Origin of the sequence: Dactylosporangium sp. McL0621 (assembly GCF_049995355.1) — a bacterium.
GTDB lineage: Bacteria > Actinomycetota > Actinomycetes > Mycobacteriales > Micromonosporaceae > Dactylosporangium.
This window is the reverse complement of the sequence record NZ_CP188259.1, coordinates 5,467,234-5,490,548: the sequence shown is the minus strand read 5'-3', so window position 1 is coordinate 5,490,548 and position 23,315 is coordinate 5,467,234. Positions and strand designations below refer to the sequence as shown.

The window sequence follows — 23,315 nt, the reverse complement described above, 5'->3', positions numbered from 1 at the left end:
AACCGGGACGGCACACCCGTGACGTAATTGAGCAGGCCGCGGTGGGTTACCTGCACAGCCTTCGGGCGGCCGGTGGAACCGGATGTGAACATCACGTACGCGACCCGGTCCAGATGCGACACCACCGTGCCCAGGGCCGTGTCAGGCACGGTCTGCAACAGCGGGTCATCCAGCAGCACGGTCCGCAACCGGCCGACCGGCAGATCACCGATCGCGTCCGCCGAGCCGACCAGGACCGACACACCCGCCTCAGCCAGCATGAACGCCGACCGCTGCGCCGGCTGAGAACCATCCAGAGTCACATAGGCACCGCCCGCCGCCCACACCGCCAACACCGCGACGACGAAGTCGGCACCTGCGTCGGTCGCCAGACCGACCACCGACTCCGGGCCCACACCCACCGAACGCAGCAGATGCGCCAGACGGTTCGCCCGGCTCACAATCTCCGCGAACGTCCACGACTCGCCACCAGCCACCACCGCGGTCGCATCCGACGCGTGCACCAACTCATGGACACCCGACACAGCCGGCAGATCGGCCGCCGTGTCGTTCCAGTCGGTCAGCTCAGCCGTGCCCAGCCCCACCTCAGACAGCCGCACAGTCGCATCCCGGGCCACCGCCGCCAGCAACTCCTGGAAATGCCCAATCAACCGGCGGATCGTCGACTCGTCGAACAACCTCGTCGCGTAATGGAACGCACCGACCAGACCGTCGCCCCGCTCGGACACCATCAGGCGCAGGTCGAACTTGGCCAGGGCCTCGCGGGCACGGTCGTCGACCGCCTCGTCTTCGTCGGACTCGGCGGTGTCGAAGTAGTTGAACAACACCTGGAACAGCGGCGTCCGGGAGCGGTCCCGGTCCGTGACCAGCTCGTCGACCAGGCGCTCGAACGGCACGTCCTGGTGCGCGAACGCCTCCAGTGCTGTGTTCCGCACACGGGCCAGTAGCGCGGCGAAGGTGGGGTCGCCGGAGAGGTCCGTGCGGAGTACCAGCGTGTTGACGAAGTACCCGATCAGACCCTCGATCTCGGCCCGGTTGCGGTTGGCGATGGGTGTGCCGACGACGATGTCGTCCTGGCCGGAGTACCGCTGCAGCAGTAGTGCATAGGCCCCGAGCACGGTCATGAACATGGAGGAGCCGGATGCACGGGACACCGTGCGCAGTGCCGCCGCCACGTCGTCGGGGATCGCGAAGTCGATGACCGCGCCCTCCGAGGAGCGAACCGCCGGGCGCGGATAGTCGGTCGGCAGATCCAGCACGGGCGCACCCGCCAACCGCCGCCGCCAGTACCCGACCTGCTCCTCCAGCACCGCCCCGGCCAGCCACGTGCGCTGCCACACGGCGAAGTCCGCGTACTGCACGGGCAGTGGGTCGAGCACGGTCCCGGCGTACAACGCGGCGAGTTCCCGGCGCAGGATGCCGTCGGACCACTCGTCACCGATCACGTGATGCATCGCCAGCGCCAGCATGTGCTCGCCGGGCGCGACGCGCAGGAGCGTGGCCCGCAACGGCGGCGCCGCGGCCAGGTTGAACGGCACGGTGGCGTCCTGGGTGATCCAGTCGTGCGCCGACCGCTCGACCACCGTGAGCTCGAACGGCGCGGCCGGCTCGATCACCTGGTACGGCACCCCGTCGGCCCCGGCCACCAGCCGCGTCCGCAGTACCTCGTGCCGCTCCACCAGCCGCCGCAGCGCCTCCGCCAGCCGGGCCACATCGACGTCGCCCGGCAACGGGATCAGGATCGGCATGTTGTACTCGACCGAGTCGGGCTCGAGCTGCGCGAGGAACCAAAGCCGTTGCTGCGCAAACGACAACGGCAACGCGACGTCCCGCCCAGCCGGCTTGACGGGCGGCGCCGTCAACCCAGGTGTAGCCGCAGCGATAGCCGCCGCAAGACCAACGATCGTCGGTGCGTCAAACATGGCATCGACGGGCACCTCGACCCCGAACGCGACCCGCACGCGCGACAACACCTGCGTCGCCAGCAGCGAATGCCCACCGAGGGTGAAGAAGTCGTCGTGCACACCGATCCGCTCAACCCCGAGCAGCGTGGTCCAGATCCCGGCAAGCACCTCCTGCACGGGCCCGGCGGGCGCCACGAACGAGACCCCGACCGGCAACTGCACCCCGTCGAGTGCGCCGCGGTCCACCTTCCCGTTCCGGTTGCGCGGCAACGCCGCCAGCTCAACGAACACTCCCGGCACCATGTACTCCGGCAGCCGCGACCCCACCCACACCCGCAGCTCTTCCACCACCAACACCGCACCATCGGCCGGCACCACATAGGCGATCAGGCGCCCGTCATCGGCCACCACTACGGCGTCCGCGACACTCGACGCAGCCCGGAGCGTGGCCTCCACCTCGCCCGGCTCAACCCGGAACCCACGGACCTTCACCTGATCGTCTGCACGACCGACGAACTCCAGCACACCGTCGGCACGCCACCGTGCAACATCACCGGACCGGTACAACCGCGAACCGCCCGGCCCGGCGACAAACCGCTCCGCCGTCAACTCCGGACGACCCACATACCCCCGCGCCAGACCCACACCACCGATGAAAATCTCCCCCGGCACACCAACTGGGACAGCACGGAGACTGTTGTCCAACACGTGCACCTGCACATTGCCCAACGGCCCACCAATCGGCGGATCCCCCACCGCATCCCCGGCACAGTCCATCGTGGTCGCCAGCACAGACACCTCAGTCGGCCCATAGGCGTTGAACACCCGCGCCCCCACCGACCACGCCCGCGCCAACTCACCACTGACCCGCTCGGACCCGACAATCCACGACCCGACACCCGGCACCTCCGCCGGGTCGAGCTGGGACAACAACGACGGCACCACACTGGCCGCCGTGACGCCCGCCGAGCGGATCAACGCCGCGAGCGCCCGCGGTTCGGCACGCTCGGCCGCAGACGCCATCACCAACGTCCCGCCCACGGTCAGCACACCAGCCAGGTCGATGACCGCGGCGTCGAACGAGAACGACGCGAACTGCAACGCCACCGCACCCAGCTTTGGTGCGATCTGCACGGCCAGGTTCAGCACGCCGGTGTGCGGCACGACGACGCCCTTCGGCACACCCGTCGACCCAGACGTGTAAATGACATACGCCGCCTGCCCACCCCGCACAGCCGGGAGCACACCGTCGTACGACGGCAGCTCAAGACCGGCCTCCAAAATCAGCACCGCACCCGCGTCGGCCACCATGAACGACAGCCGCTCGGCCGGGAACTCCGGGTCCAGGGGCAGGTACGCCGCACCCGCCCGCCACACACCCAGCACGGCCGCAACAAAATCGACGGACCGCTCCAGACGCAAACCCACCACCGAGTCCGGATCCACACCCGAGGCAAGCAGATACCCGGCCACATCCGCCGAACGCTGCCACAACTCGCCATAAGTCAGTGCTGCGTCACCGGCACGGACCGCCACCGCCCCCGGATCCTGGGACGCGATCAGATCCAGCACAGTCTCGGCACGGGGCAGCACGGTCGCCGTGTCATTCCACCGTGCCAAGTCCGCCAACTCCGCGGACGTGAGCACAGGCAGCCCGGACAGACGACGACCCGCGTCCGCGGCAACCGCCGCAAGCAAGGCACGGAAATGACCGACCATGCGAATCATCCGAGCGTCGTCGAACAGGGCCGTGCTGTACCGCAGCGACCCGAGAAGTCCATCCCCGACCTCGTCCACGGCCATGGACAGGTCGAACTTCACCCGTACCGGCGTGGGCTCACCTGTGACCTCGGGCAGCTCCTCGCCGGCCGACTCGGCGGCGACGTAGTTGAACAGCACCTGGAACAGCGGGGTCCGCGAGAGGTCACGCCGCACGCCGAGCTCGTCGACGAGTTGCTCGAACGGCAGGTCCTGATTCGCGTACGCGGCCAGGGTCTCAGTCCGCACCCGGCCCACCAGCTCGGCGACAGTCGGGTCGCCGGACAGGTCCGTGCGAAGCACCAGTGTGTTGACGAAGAAGCCGATCAGGCCCTCGATCTCCGACCGGTTCCGGTTCGCGATCGGTGTGCCGACGACGATGTCGTCCTGGCCGGAGTACCGGCCGAGGAGCGCCGCGAACACGGCGTAGACGGTCATGAACATGGATGCGCCGGCGGCCCGCGACACCGCACGCAGGCCCTCGACCACGTCGGCGGACACCACGAACTCGATGGCGGAGCCGTCGCCGTCGGGCCGCGGCGGCCGGGGGCGGTCGGCGGGCAGTTCGAGCGCGGGCGCGTCCTCGAGGTGTCCGCGCCAGTAGGCGAGCTGCCCGTCGAGGACCTCGCCGGTGAGCCAGCGGCGCTGCCAGACGGCGAAGTCGGCGTACTGCACGGGTAGCGGAGCCAGCTCCGCGCCCGTGTACAGCGCGTCGAGCTCCCGCCGCAGAATGCCGGCCGACCACTCGTCGCCCACCACGTGATGCATCGTCAGGGAGAGCACATGCTCGTCCGGGGCGAGGCGCAGCAGCGTGGCGCGCAGCAGCGGCCCCGCCGCGAGGTCGAACGGCGCAATGGCATCGGCGGCCAGCCACGCTTCCGCGGCGGCCGGCCCGTCGGCGGAAAGGTCGACGACGGGCACGAGGAACTCAGCCGGCGGGTCGATCACCTGGTACGGGACCCCGTCCGCCCCGGCCACGAGCCGCGTCCGCAGCACCTCGTGCCGCGCGACAAGGGCTCCGAGCGCGGCCCACAGCGCCTCGACCGACAGCCCGTCGCCGCTGAACCGGATCGGCATCGGAAGGTTGAACTGCGCCGCCCCGTCCAGCTGTGCGAGGAACCAGAGCCGCTGCTGTGCGAACGACAGCGGCAGCGCACGGTCCCGCCCGACCGGCACAATCGCCGCCGTGCCATTCCCAGGCCCGGCCGTGTCAACGACAGCCGCCAGCCCGGCCACCGTCGGCGCGTCGAACAGTGCGGCAACCGGTACCTCAACGCCGAACACGCTCCGAATCCGTGACACCACCCGCGTGGCGAGTAGCGAATGCCCACCGAGCGCAAAGAAGTCGTCGAACACCCCGACCCGCTCAACCCCGAGCACCGCACCCCAGACCTCAGCGATCGCCTCTTCGACGGGCGTGCGGGGCGCCATGTACTCTCCGGTCACCGCAGGCGCGTCGGGCGCCGGGAGCGCCTTCCGGTCGACCTTCCCGTTCGCATTGAGCGGCAGCGAGGTCATCTCCACGAACACGGCCGGCACCATGTAGTCCGGCAGCCGCTCCCGCAACCCGTCAACGGAGTGCTGACCCACCACGTACGCGACCAGCCGCGAGCCGTCGGCGACCACCACGGCCGCCGACACACCGGCCTGGTCACGGATCGCGGCCTCGACCTCGCCGAGCTCGATCCGGAACCCGCGGACCTTCACCTGGAAGTCCGCACGGCCCAGGAACTCCGGCCGACCGTCAGACCGCCACCGTGCCAGGTCGCCGGTCCGATAGAGCCGTGTGCCGTCCCGGTCCGCGACGAACCGTTCGGCCGTCAGCTCCGGACGACCCAGATAGCCGCGGGCCACACCAGCACCGCCGATGTACAACTCACCGACCACACCAGCGGGGACTTCACGCAGTGAGGCGTCCAGGACGTACCAGCGCGTCCCGGCGATCGGCGAACCCAACGTGACCGGCGCGCCGGCCGTGACCTGATCGACTGCGGACCACACGGTGGTCTCGGTCGGGCCGTACATGTTCCAGACCGTCCCGGCACGCTGCACCAACGAAGCCGCCAAACCCAAAGGCAGCGCCTCACCACCACACAAGACCCGCAGCCCTGGGGAACCGGCCCAGCCGTCCTCGACCAGCATCTGCCACGTCGCCGGCGTCGCCTGCAACACCGACACACCATGCTCGCCGATCAGCTCGGCCAGCCTGTGCGGTGCACGGACCTCGTCCCGGTCCGCCACTACCACCCGTGCACCCCGGATCAGGGGCAGCCACAGCTCCAAACCGGCGATATCGAACCCGAACGTCGTCACCGCCAGCAGCACGTCATCCGCAGAGAGGCCGGGACGCACAGCCATCGCGCCCAGGAATGACGCCAGGTTGCCGTGCGAAACCGTGACACCCTTCGGCCGGCCCGTCGACCCTGAGGTGTACATGACGTAGGCGGCCTGCGACGGCGTCACAGGCACCGGTGGCGCGTCGACCGGCTGGATCTCGCCGAGCGGGCTGTCCAGCACGACCTGGGCGCCACTGTCGGCCAGGATGTACGAGAGACGTTCCGACGGCAGTTCCGGGTCCAACGGCAGATAGGTGCCGCCGGCCTGCCACACGGCCAGCGCGGCCACCGCGAAGTCCGGGCCGCGGTCCAACCGCAGACCGACAATCGACTCGGTACCCACACCCTGGGCCGTCAACCGTGCCGCCAGACCGCCCGCACGGCGCCACAACTCCCGGTACGTCAACGACTGCACGGCCACCGCATCCGGCGTGACCGCCGCACGGGCCGCGACCAGCTCATGCACAGCGCCCGACCACGGCACGGCCGGGCCACCGTCCGACCAAATCGCCAGGTCGGCCGCCTCCGCAACACTCAGCAACGGCACCTGCGACAAGCGACGACCCGCATCCGCGGCCACCGCGGCCAAGACCTGCTGGAAGTGGCCGATCAACCGCACGATCCGCGCGTCGTCGAACAGCGCCGTGCTGTAGTGCACGGCGCCGACCAGCCCGTCGCCGGACTCGGTCAGCGTGACCGAGAGATCGAACTGGACCGGCACGGGCTCGGGCTCGGACTGGCCGGCGGCCAGGACGCGCCCGCCGTCCTCGGTGGCGTAGTTGAACAGGACCTGGAAGAGCGGGGTCCGGGAGCGGTCCCGGGGCACGCCGAGCGCGTCCACGAGGTGTTCGAACGGCAGGTCCTGGTGGGCGTGGGCGGCTAGGGTGCCGGCGCGCACGCGGGCGAGGAGCTCGTCGAAGGTCGGGTCGCCCGACAGGTCGGTGCGCAGGACGAGGGTGTTCACGAAGAGGCCGATGAGGCCCTCGATCTCGGACCGGTTGCGGTTGGCGATCGGTGTACCGATGGCGATGTCATTCTGGCCGGTGTACCGCCCCAGGAGGAGCGAGAAGGCAGACAGCGCCGTCATGAACATCGAGGCGCCGGCCGTGCGTGAGACCGCACGCAGGGCCTCGGTCACGCCGGCGGGGACGGCGAAGTCGATCGCCGCGCCGGCGTTGGAACGCCGGGACGGGCGCGGGCGGTCCGTCGGCAGCTCCAGCACGGGCAGGCCGTCGAGGCGCCCGCGCCAGTAGTCGAGCTGGCCGCGCAGGACGTCGCCGGTGAGCCAGGCGCGCTGCCAGACGGCGAAGTCGGCGTACTGGACCGGGAGCGGCGGCAGCTCGGCCTCCCCGGCGTACAGCGCCCAAAGTTCGTCGTGCAGGATCCCGGCCGACCAGTCGTCGCTGATGACGTGGTGCAGGACGAGCGCCAACACGTGCCGGTCGGCGGCGACGCGGAGCAGGGTGGCTCGCAGCGGTACGCCGGCGGCCAGGTCGAACGGCGCCACCGCGTCCCGGGCCAGCCAGGCGCGCGCGGCCGCCTCGCTGTCGTCCTCGGTGGAGAGGTCGACGAAGGGCAGCTCGAACGGCGTCGGCGGCTCGATCACCTGGTACGGCTCGCCGTCGGCGTCGGCGGCGAAGCGGGTCCGCAGGGTCTCGTGCCGGGTGGTCAGGGCGCCCAGCGCCGCGGTCAGTGCCGGCCGTGACAGTTCGCCGTCGAAGCCGATCGGCATGGGCAGGTTGTACTCGGCTGAACCGGGATCCAACTGTGCGAGGAACCAGAGCCGCTGCTGTGCGAACGACAGCGGCAGCGCACGGTCCCGCCCAACCGGCACAATCGCCGCCGTGCCGGTCCCAGGCCGGGCTGTGTCAACCGCAGCCGCGAGCCCAGCCACCGTCGGCGCGTCGAACAGTGCGGCAACGGGTACCTCGACGCCGAACAGGCCTCGAATGCGTGACACCACCCGGGTCGCGAGCAGCGAATGCCCACCGAGCGCGAAGAAATCGTCGAACAATCCCACCCGCTCGACGCCCAGGACCGCACCCCAGACTCCAGCAACTGCCTCCTCGACCACCGTGCGCGGCGCCACATACTCGCCGGCGACGGGCGCATCGGGCGCGGGTAGGGCGTTCCGGTCGACCTTCCCGTTCGCGTTCAACGGCAACGAGGTCATCTCCACAAAGACGGAGGGCACCATGTAGTCCGGCAGCCGCTCCCGCAACCCGTCGACCGAGCACTGACCCACCACGTAAGCGACCAGCCGCGCGCCGTCGGCCACCACCACGGCCGCCGACACACCCGCCTGATCACGGATCGCAGCCTCAACCTCGCCGAGCTCGATCCGGAACCCGCGCACCTTCACCTGGAAATCCGCCCGGCCCAGGAACTCCGGCCGACCATCAGACCGCCACCGCGCCAGATCGCCGGTCCGATAGAGCCGTGTACCGTCCCGGTCCGCGACGAACCGCTCGGCCGTCAGCTCCGGACGACCCAGATACCCGCGGGCCACACCAGCACCACCGATGTACAACTCACCGACCACACCAGCGGGGACTTCACGCAGTGAGGCGTCCAGGACGTACCAGCGCGTCCCGGCGATCGGCGAACCCAACGTGACCGGCGCACCCGCGGTGACCTCGTCGACCGCGGACCACACAGTCGTCTCCGTCGGGCCGTACATGTTCCACACCGTCCTAGCCCGCTGCACCAACGAAGCCGCCAAACCCAAAGGCAGCGCCTCACCACCACACAGGACCCGCAGCCCCGGGGAACCGGCCCAGCCGTCCTCGACCAGCATCTGCCAGGTGGCCGGGGTCGCCTGCATCACCGACACACCGTGCTCGCCGATCAGCTCAGCCAGCCTGTGCGGTGCACGGACCTCGTCCCGGTCCGCGACTACCACCCGTGCACCCCGGATCAGGGGCAGCCACAGCTCCAAACCCGCGATATCGAACCCGAACGTCGTCACCGCCAGCAACACATCATCCGCAGAGAGGCCGGGACGCACGGCCATCGCGCCCAGGAATGACGCCAGGTTGCCGTGCGAAACCGTGACACCCTTCGGCCGGCCCGTCGACCCCGAGGTGTAGATCACGTAGGCGGCCTGCGCCGGCGACACAGGCACCGGCGGCGCGTCCAACAGTTCGACCTCGCCCAGCGGACTGTCCAACACGACCTGGGCGCCACTGTCGGCCAGGATGTACGAGAGACGTTCCGACGGCAGTTCCGGGTCCAACGGCAGATACGCACCACCGGCCTGCCACACCGCCAACGCCGCCACCGCAAAGTCCGAGCCGCGGTCCAACCGCAGACCGACAACCGACTCGGTACCCACACCCTGGGCCGTCAACCGTGCGGCCAGACCAGCCGCACGGCGCCACAACTCCCGGTAGCTCAGCGACTGCACGGCCACCGCATCCGGTGTCGCCGCCGCACGGGCCGCGACCAACTCGTGCACCGCACCGGTCCACGGCACGGCCGGGCCGCCGTCGCTCCAGCCGGTCAGCTCGTGCACCTCGGGATCGGTCAGCAGCGCCACCTGCGACAAACGGCGATCGGCGTCCGCGGCGAGCTCGGCCAGGACCTGCTGGAAGTGGCGCACGAACCGGATCATGCGGGCGTCGTCGAAGAGGGCGGTCGCGTACTGCACCGACCCGACCAGCGCACCGTCCGCCTCCACGACCGAGACCGACACGTCGTAGCGCACGGGCATGGGCTCCGGCCGCGGCTCGGCGGTCGGCTCCCATCCGCCGAAGCGGCCGCGGCCGTCGTCGCTGTCGTAGTTGAACAGGACCTGGAACAGCGGGGTCCGGGAGCGGTCCCGGGGCACGCCGAGCGCGTCGACGAGGTGTTCGAACGGCAGCTCCTGGTGCGCGTACGCGGCGAGGGTTCCCGTCCGGACACGGCCGAGCAGCTCGGCCAGGGTCGGGTCGCCGGACAGGTCGGTGCGCAGCGCGAGGGTGTTGAGGAAGAAGCCGATGAGGCCCTCGGTCTCGGCGCGGGTGCGGCCGGCGATCGGGGTGCCGACGACGATGTCGTCCTGGCCGGAGTACCGGCCGAGGAGCACGGTGAAGGCCGACAGCACGGTCATGAACATCGACGCACCGCCGTCGCGGGCGACGGCGCGCAGGCGGTCGGCGACCTCGGCCGGGACGGCGAAGTCGATGCTCGCGCCGTCGCCGGTCCGCACGGCCGGTCGCGGACGGTCGGTCGGCAGTTCGAGTGTCGGCACGCCGTCGAGGTGGCCGCGCCAGTGGTCCAGCTGGGTCGCGAGGACGTCGCCGGTGAGCCGGGCCCGCTGCCAGACGGCGAAGTCGGCGTACTGCACGGGCAGCGGCTCGAGCACGGCACCCGCGTACAACGCGTCGAGCTCGCGGCGCAGGATGCCGAAGGACCACTCGTCGGCGACGACGTGGTGCATGGCGAGGGCCAGGATGTGCTCGTCCGGGGCGAGCCGCAGCAGCGTGGCCCGGAACAGCGGCCCGGCCGCGAGGTCGAACGGCACCGCCGCGTCAGAAGCCAGCCAGGCCTCCGCCTCTGCGGCGTCCGACATGTCCAGGAGCGGGAGAACGATGTCGGTCGCCGGATCGATGACCTGGTACGGCTCGCCGTCGGCGCCGGCGACCAGCCGTGTGCGCAGCACCTCGTGCCGCGCGACCAGAGCGTTCAGCGCGGCCTGGAGCGCGTCGGCGTCGAGGGCGCCCGAGAACGGGATCGTCGCCGGCGTGTTGTACTCGATCGACCCCGGATCGAGCTGCGCGAGGAACCAAAGCCGCTGCTGGGCAAAGGACAGCGGCAACGGAACGTCCCGGCCCACCGGCACGACCGGCGCCGCCTGTACCCCGGGCGCGGCCGCATCGACGACCGCCGCAAGCTGCGCAACCGTCGGCGCATCAAACACGGCGGCCACCGGAATCTCCACCCCGAACACCTGCCGCACCCGCGACACGACCTGGGTGGCCAGCAGCGAGTGCCCACCGAGTGCGAAGAAGTCGTCGTGTACCCCGACCTGCGACACCCGCAGCAGCCCGCCCCACACCCCAGCCAGCAACTCCTCCACCGACGTCCGCGGCGCCACAAAGCCGTCAACCTCCGCCCGCACCCCAGCCAGCGCGCCCCGATCGACCTTCCCGTTCGGCGTCAACGGCAGCACATCCAGGCCCATGAAAACCGCCGGCACCATGTACGACGGCAACCGCGAACCCAGGAACGCCCGCAACTCCTCCACCGGCGGCACGGTCGGCACCACGTACGCCACCAACCGATCCAGCTCATCGGCGACAACCACAGCAGCGTCGATCGAGGGATGCCGGGTCAGCGCGAACTCGACCTCACCAGGCTCGATCCGATACCCACGCACCTTCACCTGCTCGTCGGCCCGCCCAAGGAACTCCAGGGCGTCCCCGACACGGCGCACACGGTCCCCGGTCCGATACCACCGCGACCCGCCAGGCGCCGCAACAAACCGCGATGCCGTCAGCGAGGGCCGACCCAGATACCCCCGGGACACCCCGACCCCGCCGAGGAACAGCTCCCCAGCAACGCCCAACGGCACAGGCCGCAGCACGGCGTCCAACACCTGCAACTCAACCCCCGGCAACGGCCCACCAATCGGCGCCGGCCCCACCCCATCGTCAAACAGTTCACAGAACGTGGAATCAACGGAAGCCTCCGTGACCCCGTACGCCGTGAGCACACGAACCCCCAGCACCCGCTGTGCCCGGGCCACCGACTCGAGCCGCCACACGTCGATGGTGACGACGACCAGGCGCAGATCCGGCAGTCCGAGACCGGTCCGCTCGACGTAAGAGACCAGCTCATCGACATGACGGGGCGCGGACTCGAACGCCTCGACCCGGGCCGTCGTGAGCAACTCATGCCACGTGGCGGTGTCGAGCTGGGCGCCGACCTCGCCGATCACGAGGGTGCCCCCGGCCGCGAGGGCGCGCACCACATCACCCGTGAACACATCAAAACTGGCGCTGGCCAGCGTCAGCCACGAATGCCCGGTGAACTGTGCCGCCGACCAACCAGCGAACACTCCCAGCAGCGCACTGTGCGGCACGACCGTGCCTTTTGGCGTGCCGGTGGACCCAGATGTGTAAATGACACAGGCCGCCTGTGCGGGATGCACGGTCGCCGTGAACGGATCCCCGTACTCGACCGCGGAAACCACAACCGACACACCGGCGTCCGCGACCATGAACTCCAAGCGGTCCGAAGGGTACGAAGGATCCAGCGCCAGATACGCAGCACCGGCCTTCCACACACCCAGCATCGCCACAACCAGGTCCACACCCCGCGGCAGCTGCAGACCCACCACCGACTCCGCACCCACACCCCGTGCGACGAGCCAACCAGCGAACCGCGCCGCCCGCGCATCCAACTCCGCGAACGTCAACGACACATCACCAGCCCGCACCGCCACCGAAGACGACGACGCCGGCACCAACTCGTGCACACCCCCGACCGCCGGCACCGTCACACCGTTGGCGTTCCACGCACGCAGGGCGCGATCCTCGGCCACCGTGAGCATCGGCAGGCTCGACAGCCGGGCATCGGGCGCGGCGGCGACCGCGGCCAGCACCACGTTGAGGTGGCGAATGAGCCGGCGGATCGTCGATTCCTCGAAAAGCTGGGTGCTGTACTCGATGCTGCCCGTCAGCCCCCCGCCGCTCTCGGTCACGACCAGACCCAGGTCGTAGATGGCCGGGGCCGGCACGGGCTCGTCGACCGGCGCGGACGCGACGCCGTCGAGACGGGCGTAGTTGAACAGCACCTGGAACAGCGGCGTGCGGGACCGGTCGCGCGGCCCGCCGAGCGCGTCGACGAGGTGTTCGAACGGGACGTCCTGGTGCGCGTACCCGGAAAGGGTCTCGGTGCGCACACGGCCCAGCAGCTCGGCGAAGGTGGGGTCGTCGGACAGATCGGTCCGCAGGACCAGCGAGTTGACGAAGAAGCCGATGAGCCCCTCGATCTCGGCCCGGTTCCGGTTCGCGATCGGGGCGCCGACGACGATGTCGCGCTGGCCGGTGTACCGGCCGAGGAGCGTCGTGAACGCGGACAGCACGGTCATGAACATGGTGGCGCCGGCCGCGGCGGACGCGGCCCGCAGGCCGTCGGCGACCTCGGCCGGGATGGCGAACTCGAGGGCGGCGCCGGTGCTGCTGCGGACCGGCGGCCGGGGGTGGTCGGTGGGCAGCTCCAGGGTCGGGGCGCCGGCGAGGCGGTCGCGCCAGTAGGCGAGGCGGTGCTCGAGGGCGTCGCCGGTGAGCCAGCGGCGCTGCCAGGCGGCGAAGTCGGCGTACTGCACCGGCAGCGCGCGCAGCGTCGCCTCCGGGTCGGCGTGGAGGGCGTCGAACTCGTCGCGGAGGATGCCGGCGGACCATTCGTCGCTGACGACGTGGTGGGTGGCCACCGCGAGGATGTGCTCGTCCGGGGCGAGGCGCAGCAGCGTGGCCCGGAACAGCGGGCCGGCGGCCAGGTCGAACGGCACGAGCGCGTCGGCGGCCTGCCAGGCGCGGGCCGCGGCGGCCGGGTCGGGCTCGGCGGTGAGGTCGACGACGGGCAGGTCGAACGGGGCGGGCGCGTCCACGACCTGGTGCGGCACGCCGTCGGCGTCGGCGACGAGCCGGGTGCGCAGGGTCTCGTGCCGCGTCACGAGGGCGGTGAGCGCGCGGGCGACGGCGGCGGGGTCGGCGGCGCCCAGGTGGATCGCGAGCGGCGTGTTGTACTCGGCCGAGCCCGGCTCGAGCTGGGCCAGGAACCACAGGCGCTGCTGGGCGTAGGACAACGGCAGCGGCCGGCCCCGATCGGCGAGCCCGATGGCGGGAGCGCCGGTGTCCAACAAGTCGGTGGACAGGAGCGAGCCGAGCCCGGCTACGGTCGGCGCGTCGAACACGGCGGCGACCGGCACCTCCACCCCGAACACGGCCCGGATCCGCGACACCAGCTGGGTCGCGAGCAGCGAGTGCCCGCCGAGGGAGAAGAAGTCGTCGTCCGCGCCGACGCGTTCGACGCCGAGCAGCTCCGACCAGACCCCGGCCAGCAGCTCCTGCACCGGCCCGTCGGGCGCGACGTACGCTCCCCCGGCGGCGAGCTGCCGCCCGTCCGGCGCGGGCAGCGCGCCCCGGTCGAGCTTGCCGTTGCGGTTGAGCGGCAGCGCGGTCAGCTCGACGAAGACCGATGGCACCATGTACTGCGGCAGCCGCCCCCCGAGCCACCCGCGCAGCACGTCGGCGGCCGGCGCCTCGGCCCCGGCCGGCACGACGTAGGCGACGAGCCGCCCGTCGCCGGCGATGACGGCCGCGTCGCGGATGCCGTCGTGGGCGCGCAGGGCGGCCTCGACCTCGCCGGGCTCGACCCGGAACCCGCGCACCTTCACCTGCGTGTCGGCCCGGCCCACGAACTCCAGCTGCCCGTCGGCGCGCCAGCGGGCGACGTCGCCGGAGCGGTACAACCGCGATCCGTCGGCGGCGACCGGGTCGGCCACGAACCGTTCGGCGGTCAGGTCCGGGCGGCCGGCGTACCCGCGGGCGACGCCGACGCCGCCGATGAACACCTCGCCGGGCACGCCGACCGGGACGGGGTTGAGGTGCCGGTCGAGGACCTGGACCCGCACGTTGCCCAGCGGGGCGCCGATCGGCGGGGCCGCCTCGGCGTCGGTGATGGCGGGCCCGACGGTGGCCATGACCGTGGCCTCGGTCGGGCCGTAGGTGTTGACGAGCCGGACGCGGCCGGCCCAGCGGGCGGCGAGCTGCGCGCTGAGCCGCTCGGCGCCGAGGACCCAGGTGTCCACCCCGGCGACCTCGTCCGGGTCGAGCTGGGCCAGCAGGGACGGCACGACGCTCGCCGAGCGCACCTCGGCCGCGTCGACCAGCCGGGCCAGGGCACGGGGCTCGGCACGGTCGGCGGCGGTGGCGATGACGAGGGTACCGCCGCAGGACAGCACGGCCGCGAGGTCCAGCACGGCGGCGTCGAAGCCGAAGGAGGCGAACTGCAGCACGGCGCGTTCGGCGCCGAGTACCGGGCCGAGCTCGGTGACGAGGTTGACGAGGCTGGCGTGGGCGACGACGACGCCCTTCGGCACGCCGGTCGAGCCGGAGGTGTAGATGACGTACGCCGCCTGGGCGCCGCCGACGGCCGGGAGCTCGCCCGGGTGGGCCGGCAGGTCGAGGTCGTCGAGCCAGGTGACGGCCATGCCGACGTCGGCCGCGACGGCCCGCTGGGCGAGCACGACCGACGCGCCGCCGTCGGCGGCCATGAACGCGAGGCGCTCGGCCGGGTAGTCGGGGTCCAGCGGCAGGTACGCGGCGCCGGCCCGCCACACGGCCAGCACGGCGGTCACGAAGTCGACGCCGCGGCCCAGGCAGAGGCCGACGACCGACTCGGTGCCGACGCCGACGCCGAGGAGGTACCCGGCGAGGTCGGCCGAGCGCCGCCACAGTTCCCCGTACGTCAGCGTCGCCTCGCCGCAGCGCACGGCCACCGCGCCCGGTTCGGCCCGGACCCGGTCGGCGATGAGCTCGGCGACCGTCTCCACGGCGGGCAGCGCGGAGGTGGTGTCGTTCCAGCCGGCCAGCTCGCCCTGCTCGCGCTCGGTGAGGATCGGCAGGTCCGACACGTGGCGGCCGATGTCGGCGGAGACCGCGGCGAGCAGCTGCTGGAAGTGGCCGATGAGGCGCGCCATCCGCGCCTCGTCGAACAGTGCGGTGCTGTACTGCACGGAGCCGATCAGCCCGGCCGGGAACTCGAACACGGTCATCGACAGGTCGAACTTGGCCGGCAGGGCCACCGCACCGGGCCGGGCGGCGGGCAGCTCGCCGCTGCCGGTGGCGTAGTTGAACAGCACCTGGAACAGCGGGGTCCGGGAGCGGTCCCGGTCCACGCCGAGCTCGTCGACCAGCTGCTCGAACGGCACGTCCTGGTGCGCGAACCCGGCGAGGGTCTCCGCGCGCACACGGCCCAGCAGCTCGGCGAACGTGGGGTCGCCGGACAGGTCCGTGCGGAGGACCAGCGTGTTGACGAAGAACCCGATGAGGCCCTCGATCTCGGCCCGGTTCCGGTTGGCGATCGGTGTGCCGACGACGATGTCATCCTGGCCGGCGTACCGCCCGAGGAGGACGTTGAACGCGGCGAACACCGTCATGAACATGGAGACGGCGGCCCCGCGGGAGGCGGCGCGCAGCCCGTCGGCGACGGCGGCCGGGACCACGAACTCGAGGGACGCGCCGGCGCTGGAGCGCTGCGCGGGCCGCGGCCGGTCGGCGGGCAGCTCCAGCACGGGGGCGTCGGCGAGCCGGTCGCGCCAGTACCCGACCTGGCCGGCGAGGACGTCGCCGGTGAGCCACCGCCGCTGCCAGACGGCGAAGTCGGCGTACTGCACCGGCAGCGGGGCCAGGCGCGGCTCGGTGCCGGTGCGGGCGGCGTCGTAGAGGGCGTCGAGCTCCCGGTCGAGGATCTCCTCGGACCATTCGTCGGCGACGACGTGGTGCATGGCGATGGCCAGCACGTGCTCGTCGGGGCCGAGGCGCAGCAGGGTGGCCCGGAACAGCGGCTCGGAGGCGAGGTCGAAGGGGGTCGCGGCGTCGGCGTCGAGCCAGGCGTCGGCGGCCGCCTGCGGGTCGGCGGCGCCGGCGAGGTCGACGAGCGGCAGCGCGACGGGCGCGGGCGGGTCGATGACCTGCTGCGGTACACCATCGGGGCCCGCAACGAGCCGGGTGCGCAGGACCTCGTGCCGGGCGACGAGTGCCTCGACGGCGGCGCGCAGGGCCTCGGTGTCGAGGGGGCCGCGGAAGCGCACGGGCATGGGGGCGTTGTACTCGGCCGAGCCGGGGTCGAGCTGGTCGAGGAACCACAGCCGCTGCTGGGCGAAGGACAGCGGCAGCGGCAGCGTCCGGTCGGCGGGTTCGATCGCTGGTGCGGCGGTCGCGGGCCGCGGCCCGTCGACGACGGCGGCGAGCCGGGCGACGGTCGGCGCGTCGAACACCGCGGCGACCGGGATCTCCGCCCCGATGGTGCGGCGCACGCGGGACACGACCTGGGTGGCCAGCAGCGAGTGCCCGCCGAGGGCGAAGAAGTCGTCGTGCACGCCGACGCGCGGCACGCCGAGCAGCTCGCCCCAGATGCCGGCCAGGAGGTCCTCGACGGCGGTCCGGGGGGCCACGAACTCGCTGCCGGCCTGGGCGCGCCGGCCGGCGAGGGCACCCCGGTCGACCTTGCCGTTGGGCGTCAGCGGCAGCCCGTCGAGCTCGACGAACACGGCCGGGATCAGGTGGGCCGGGAGCCGGTCGCCGAGGAAGGCCCGCAGCTGCTCGACCGGCGGTACCGCGGGCATCAGGTAGGCCACGAGCCGGTCGAGCTCGTCGGCGACCACGACGGCCGTGTCGATCGCCGGGTGCTGGGTCAGGGTGTACTCGACCTCGCCGGGCTCGATCCGGTAGCCGCGCACCTTCAGCTGGTCGTCGGCGCGGCCGAGGAACTCCAGGCCGCCGCGCATGCGGCGGACGCGGTCGCCCGTGCGGTACAACCGGGATCCATCGGCTGTGAAGGGATCCGCGACGAACCGTTCACCGGTCAGGGCCGGCCGGTCGAGGTAGCCGCGGGTGAGGGCGGCGCCGCCGATGTAGAGCTCGCCCGCGACACCGCGCGGGACGGGCCGCAGGTTGCGGTTCAGCACGTGCAGGCGCACGCCGGGCAGTGGGCCGCCGATCGGGGCGGGCCCGGTCGCGCCGACGCGGTCGGTCACATCGCAGTAGGTGGAGTCGACGGTGGCCTCGGTGACGCCGTAGGCGGTGAGGATCCGCGTGCGCGGGCCCAGGACGCGCCGGGCCCGGGCGGCGGACTCGAGCCGCCACACGTCGGTGGTGACGACGACGAGCCGCAGGTCGGGCAGGGCGTGTCCGGTGCGCTCGACGTGCTCGACGAGCTCGTCGACGTAGCGGGGCGCGGACTCGAACGCCTCGACGCGGGCGGTGGTGAGCAGCTCGTGCCAGGCGGCGGTGTCGAGCTGGGCGCCGACGTCGCCGATGACGAGGGTGCCGCCGGCGGCGAGGGCGCGCACCAGGTCGCCGGTGAACACGTCGAAGCCGGCGCTGGCCAGCGTCAGCCACGACAGGCGGTCGGCGGCGGTGAAGTGTGACGCGGCCCAGCCGTCGAAGACGCCGAGCAGGGCATCGTGCGGTACGACCGTGCCTTTCGGCCGGCCCGTGGAGCCCGACGTGTAGATGACGCAGGCAGCCTGGTACGGGTGCACGGGCGCGGTGAACGGCACGGTGCCGGTGTCGACGGCGTCGATCACGACCTGGACGCCGGCGTCGGCGATCATGTACTCGAGCCGCTCGGCCGGGTACTCGGGATCCAGGGGCAGGTAGGCGCCGCCGGCCTTCCACACGCCGAGCATGGCCACGACGAGGTCCACGCCGCGCGGCAGCCGCAGGCCGACGACCGACTCGGGGCCGACGCCCCGGTCGCGCAGCCGGCCCGCGAACCGGGCCGCACGGTCGTCCAGCTCCGCGAAGGTGAGCCGGTCGTGGCCGGCCCGCACGGCGAGGGCGTCCGCGGTGGCGGCCGCGGCGGCGGCGATCAGGGCCGGCACGCTCGCCGGGACCGTGTCGGCCCAGTCGTCGAGCCCGTCCTGCTCCTCGTCGGTCATCATCGGCAGCTCCGACAGGGGCAGCTGCGGCGTCTCGGCCGCGGCCCGCAGCAGGGTGGTGAGGTGCCCGATGAGGCGCCGGGCGGTGGCCTCGTCGAACAGCTCGCTGCTGTACTCGACCCAGCCGATCAGCCCCGCCTCGGTCTCACCGATGTTCATGGTCAGGTCGTAGATCGCCGGCACGGTCAGCGTCTCCTCGCGCTGGTCCCGCACGGCCCCGTCGATGCGCGCGTAGTTGAACAACACCTGGAACAGCGGGGTCCGGGAGCGGTCCCGGGCCGCGCCGAGCTCGTCGACGAGCTGCTCGAACGGCACGTCCTGGTTCGCGTACGCCTCGAGCGTGCCGGCCCGGACGCGGGCGAGCAGCTCCGTGAACGTCGGGTCGCCGGACAGGTCCGTGCGCAGCACGAGCGTGTTCACGAAGAAGCCGATGAGACCCTCGGTCTCGGCCCGGTTGCGCCCGGCGACGGGGGTGCCGACGACGATGTCGTCCTGCCCGCAGTACCGGCCGAGCAGCACTTCAAAGGCGCCGAGCACGGTCATGAACATCGATGCGCCAGCCGACCGTGACAATGTCCGCAGTCCGGCGGTGACGTCGTCGGGCACGGTGAACTCGACGACCGCTCCGGCGCTGGAGCGCACGGGGCGGCGGGGCCGGTCCGTCGGCAGGTCCAGCTCGGGCAGGCCGGCGAGGCGCTCGCGCCAGTAGCCCAGCTGCGCGTCGAGGACGTCGCCGGTGAGCCAGCCGCGCTGCCAGACGGCGAAGTCGGCGTACTGCACGGGCAGCGGCGGCAGCGCCGGCTCGGTCTCCGCGCACGCCGCGTCGTAGAGGGCGTCGAGGTCGCGGTCGAGGATGCGCGCCGACCACTCGTCGCCGGCCACGTGGTGCATGGCCAGCGCGAGCACGTGCTCGTCGGGCGCAAGGCGCAGGAGGCTGGCCCGGAACACGGGCCCGGCGGCGAGGTCGAACGGTGTCGCCGCGTCGGCGGCGAGCCACTCGTCGGCCGCGGCGAACGGCTCGTCGTCGTCGGACAGGTCCACGATGGACAGTTCGAACGGCGCCGGCGGGTCGATGACCTGGTACGGCACGCCGTCCTCGCCGGCGACGAGCCGGGTGCGCAGCGCCTCGTGGCGGGCGACGAGCGCCTCCAGGGCGCGCCGCATCGCCTCGGGCGACAGGTCGTCGCCGCGCAGCCGGATGGGCATCGGCAGGGTGTACTCGGCGGAGCCGGGGTCGAGCTGGGCGAGGAACCACAGCCGCTGCTGGGCGAACGACAGCGGCAACGGCCGGTCGCGGTCCACGGGCGTGATCGGCGCCGCGGCCGCACCGCGGGACAGGCCGTCGACGACGGCGGCGAGCCCGGCGAGGGTCGGCGCGTCGAACAGCGCCGAGACCGGCAGCTCGGCGCCGAGCACGGCCCGCACGCGGGACGCCACCTGGGTCGCCAGCAGCGAGTGCCCGCCGAGGGCGAAGAAGTTGTCGCCGGCGCCGACGCGTTCGACGCCGAGCAGCTCGGCCCAGACACCGGCGAGCAGCTCCTGCACGGGCCCGTTCGGGGCCGTGTAGTCGCCGCCGGCGGCGAGCTGCCGGCCGTCGGGCGCGGGCAGCGCGGCCCGGTCCACCTTGCCGTTGCGGTTCATCGGCATCGACGTCACCTCCATGAAAACCGACGGAACCATGTACTCCGGCAGCCGTGCTCCGAGCCGTGCGCGCAGCTCCGCCACGGCCGGCACCTCGTCTCCGGCCGGCACCACGTACGCGACCAGCCGCTCGCCGGCGGCGAGCACGACCGCGTCGCGGATCCCCTCGTGGGCGCGCAGCGCGGCCTCGATCTCGCCGGGCTCGATGCGGAACCCGCGGATCTTCACCTGGTCGTCGGCGCGGCCCAGGTACTCCAGGCCCCCGTCGGCGAGCCGGCGGGCGACGTCGCCCGTGCGGTACAACCGCGATCCGTCGCCGGCCAGGGGGTCCGCCACGAACCGTTCCGCGGTGAGGGCGGCCCGGCCCACGTAGCCGCGGGCGAGCCCGGCGCCGCCGACGAACAGTTCGCCCGGCACGCCGTCCGGGACCGGGCGCAGCGACCGGTCGAGCACGTGCACGGACAGGTCGGGCAGGCCGACGCCGATGACGCTGCCGTGCGCCTGGGCGGCGGTGACCGGGTCGAGTCCCAGGTATGACACGTGCACGGTCGTCTCGGTGATGCCGTACATGTTGACCAGCAGCGGCGTGCCGCTCAGACCTTCGCCGGCAACCGCGGGGTGGGCGGCGTCCGCGGGCGCCAGGAGGACCGGGTCGAGCGCCTCGCCGCCTGGGTGGGCGGCGTCCGCGGGCGCCAGGCGGACCGGGTCGAGCGCCTCGCCGCCTGGGTGGGCGGCGTACCAGGGCGCCAGGCGGCCCGGGTCGAGCGCCTCGCCGCCGAACACGACGTAGCGCAGGGCGAGCGGCAGGCCCGGCCGCTGCTCGTCGGCGGCCATGAACGCGGCGAACGCCGACGGGGTCTGGCTCAGCACGGTGACCTGTTCGTCGGAGACCAGCTGCAGGAACTCGGCCGGCCCGCGGGTCACCGCCCACGGCACGACGACGAGCCGGCCGCCGTGCGCGAGCGCGCCCCACAGCTCCCAGACGGAGAAGTCGAACGCGAACGAGTGGAACAGGGTCCACACGTCCGACGGGCCGAACGTGAACCACCGGCGGGCGGCGGTGAGCAGCCGCACGAGGTTGCCGTGCGGCACGGCGACACCCTTGGGCCGGCCGGTCGACCCGGAGGTGTAGATGACGTACGCGAGCTGGCGCGGGTCGTGCACACGGTCCAGCGGCCCGTCGTCGTACCGTGCGAGCTCGGCCTCGTCGAGGGTCACTACCTCGAGCCCGGCGTATGCGGGGCCTTCGCCGACGAGCACCGTGGCGCCGCTGTCGCGCAGCATGTACTCCAGCCGCTCCGCCGGGTAGTCCGGGTCCAGCGGCAGGTAGGCGCCGCCGGCCTTCCAGACCGCGAGGGGCGCGACCGCCATATCGGCGCCGCGGGGCAGGCACAGCCCGACGACCGTGTCGGGCCCGACGCCGGCCGCGACCAGCCGCCGCGCCAGGCGGTTCGCCCGCGCCTCCAGCTCGGCGTAGGTGAGCGCGTCGCCGCCGGCCGTGACCGCCGTCGCGCCGGGGCGCAGCCGGGCCTGTTCGGCGATCCAGACGTGCACACCATTGACCGGGATTTCGGGTGTACCGGCACAAGCCCGCGCCGTGATGCGCCGCTCCTCGGCCGGGCTGAGCACGGGCAGCTCCGACACGTGCCGCCCGGCGGTCCCGGCGGCGGCCGCGGCGAGCTCGAGCAGCGAGCCGACCATCCGCTCGATCGTCGCCCGGTCCCACAGCGCCGTGCTGTACAGCAGCGCGCCCTCGGCCCCGCCGCCGGCCGCCTCGCCGAGCGTCAGCGACAGGTCGAACTTGATCGGCAGCACCGGCGACCCGGGCACCCCCGAGTCCGGCTCGCCCGTGAGCTCCCCGGCCGCCATGTAGTTGAACAGCACCTGGAACAGCGGCGTCCGGGAGCGGTCCCGGTCCGTGACCAGCTCGTCGACCAGCCGCTCGAACGGCACGTCCTGGTGCGCGTACGCCCCGAGGCTCGCGGCCCGGACCCGCCCGAGCAGCTCCGTGAACGTTGGGTCCCCGGCGACGCTGGTGCGCAGCACGAGCGTGTTGACGAAGAACCCGATCAGGCCCTCGGTCTCGGCCCGGTTGCGGTTGGCGACCGGCGTGCCGACGACGATGTCATCCTGACCGGACCAGCGGTGCAGCAGCACGGTGAAGAGCCCGAGCATGGCCATGTACATGGACGCCCCGGCCCCGCGCGCCGCGGCGCGCAGCCCCTCGACCGTCTCGGCCGGCAGCCGGAACCGCACGAGGTCGCCGGCGGTGTCGCGCTGCGCGGGCCGCGGCCGGTCGGTCGGCAGTTCGAGCGCCGGCGCCCCGTCGAGCCGCCGTCGCCAGTAGTCCAGCTGCCCGCCGAGCGCGTCGCCGGTGAGCCACTGCCGCTGCCAGGCCGCGAAGTCCGCGTACTGCACCGGCAGCGGCGCCAGGTCGTCCCCGTCGTACAGCGCGGCGAGTTCCCGGCGCAGGATGCCATCGGACCATTCGTCACCGATCACGTGATGCATGGCCAGCGCCAGCACCTGCTCCCCGGGCGCGACGCGCAGCAGCGTGGCCCGCAACGGCGGCGCCGCGGCCAGATCGAACGGCACCCGGGCATCCCCGGCGAGCCACTCCTCGACCGACCCGTCCACGACGGGCAGGTCAACCGGCCCGGCCGGCTCGATCACCTGGTACGGCACCCCGTCGGCCCCGGCGACCAGCCGCGTCCGCAGTACCTCGTGCCGCTCCACCAGCCGCCGCAACGCCCCAGCCAGCCCGGCCACGTCAACGTCGCCCGGCACCGGGATCAGGATCGGCATGTTGTACTCGACCGAGTCCGGCTCGAGCTGCGCCAGGAACCACAACCGCTGCTGCGCAAACGACAACGGCAACGCCACGTCCCGCCCAACCGGCGCAACCGGCGGTGCCGTCAACCCCGGAGTGGCGGCCGCGATAGCCGTAGCCAGCCCGTCGATGGTGGGTGCGTCAAACATGGCATCGACGGGCACCTCGACCCCGAACGCGACCCGCACGCGCGA

At 72.5% G+C, this 23,315-nt stretch carries 1 protein-coding gene (running past both ends of the window); it reads right to left on the bottom strand.

This entire window lies inside a single protein-coding gene on the bottom strand: locus tag ACPPVO_RS25915, encoding a non-ribosomal peptide synthase/polyketide synthase (protein ID WP_426513741.1). The 63,822-nt coding sequence extends 10,387 nt beyond the window's left edge and 30,120 nt beyond its right edge, so the window shows coding positions 30,121–53,435, spanning codon 10,041 (complete) through codon 17,812 (partial); the first complete codon in reading order (the gene reads right to left) occupies positions 23,313–23,315. Both codon boundaries (start and stop) fall beyond the window edges.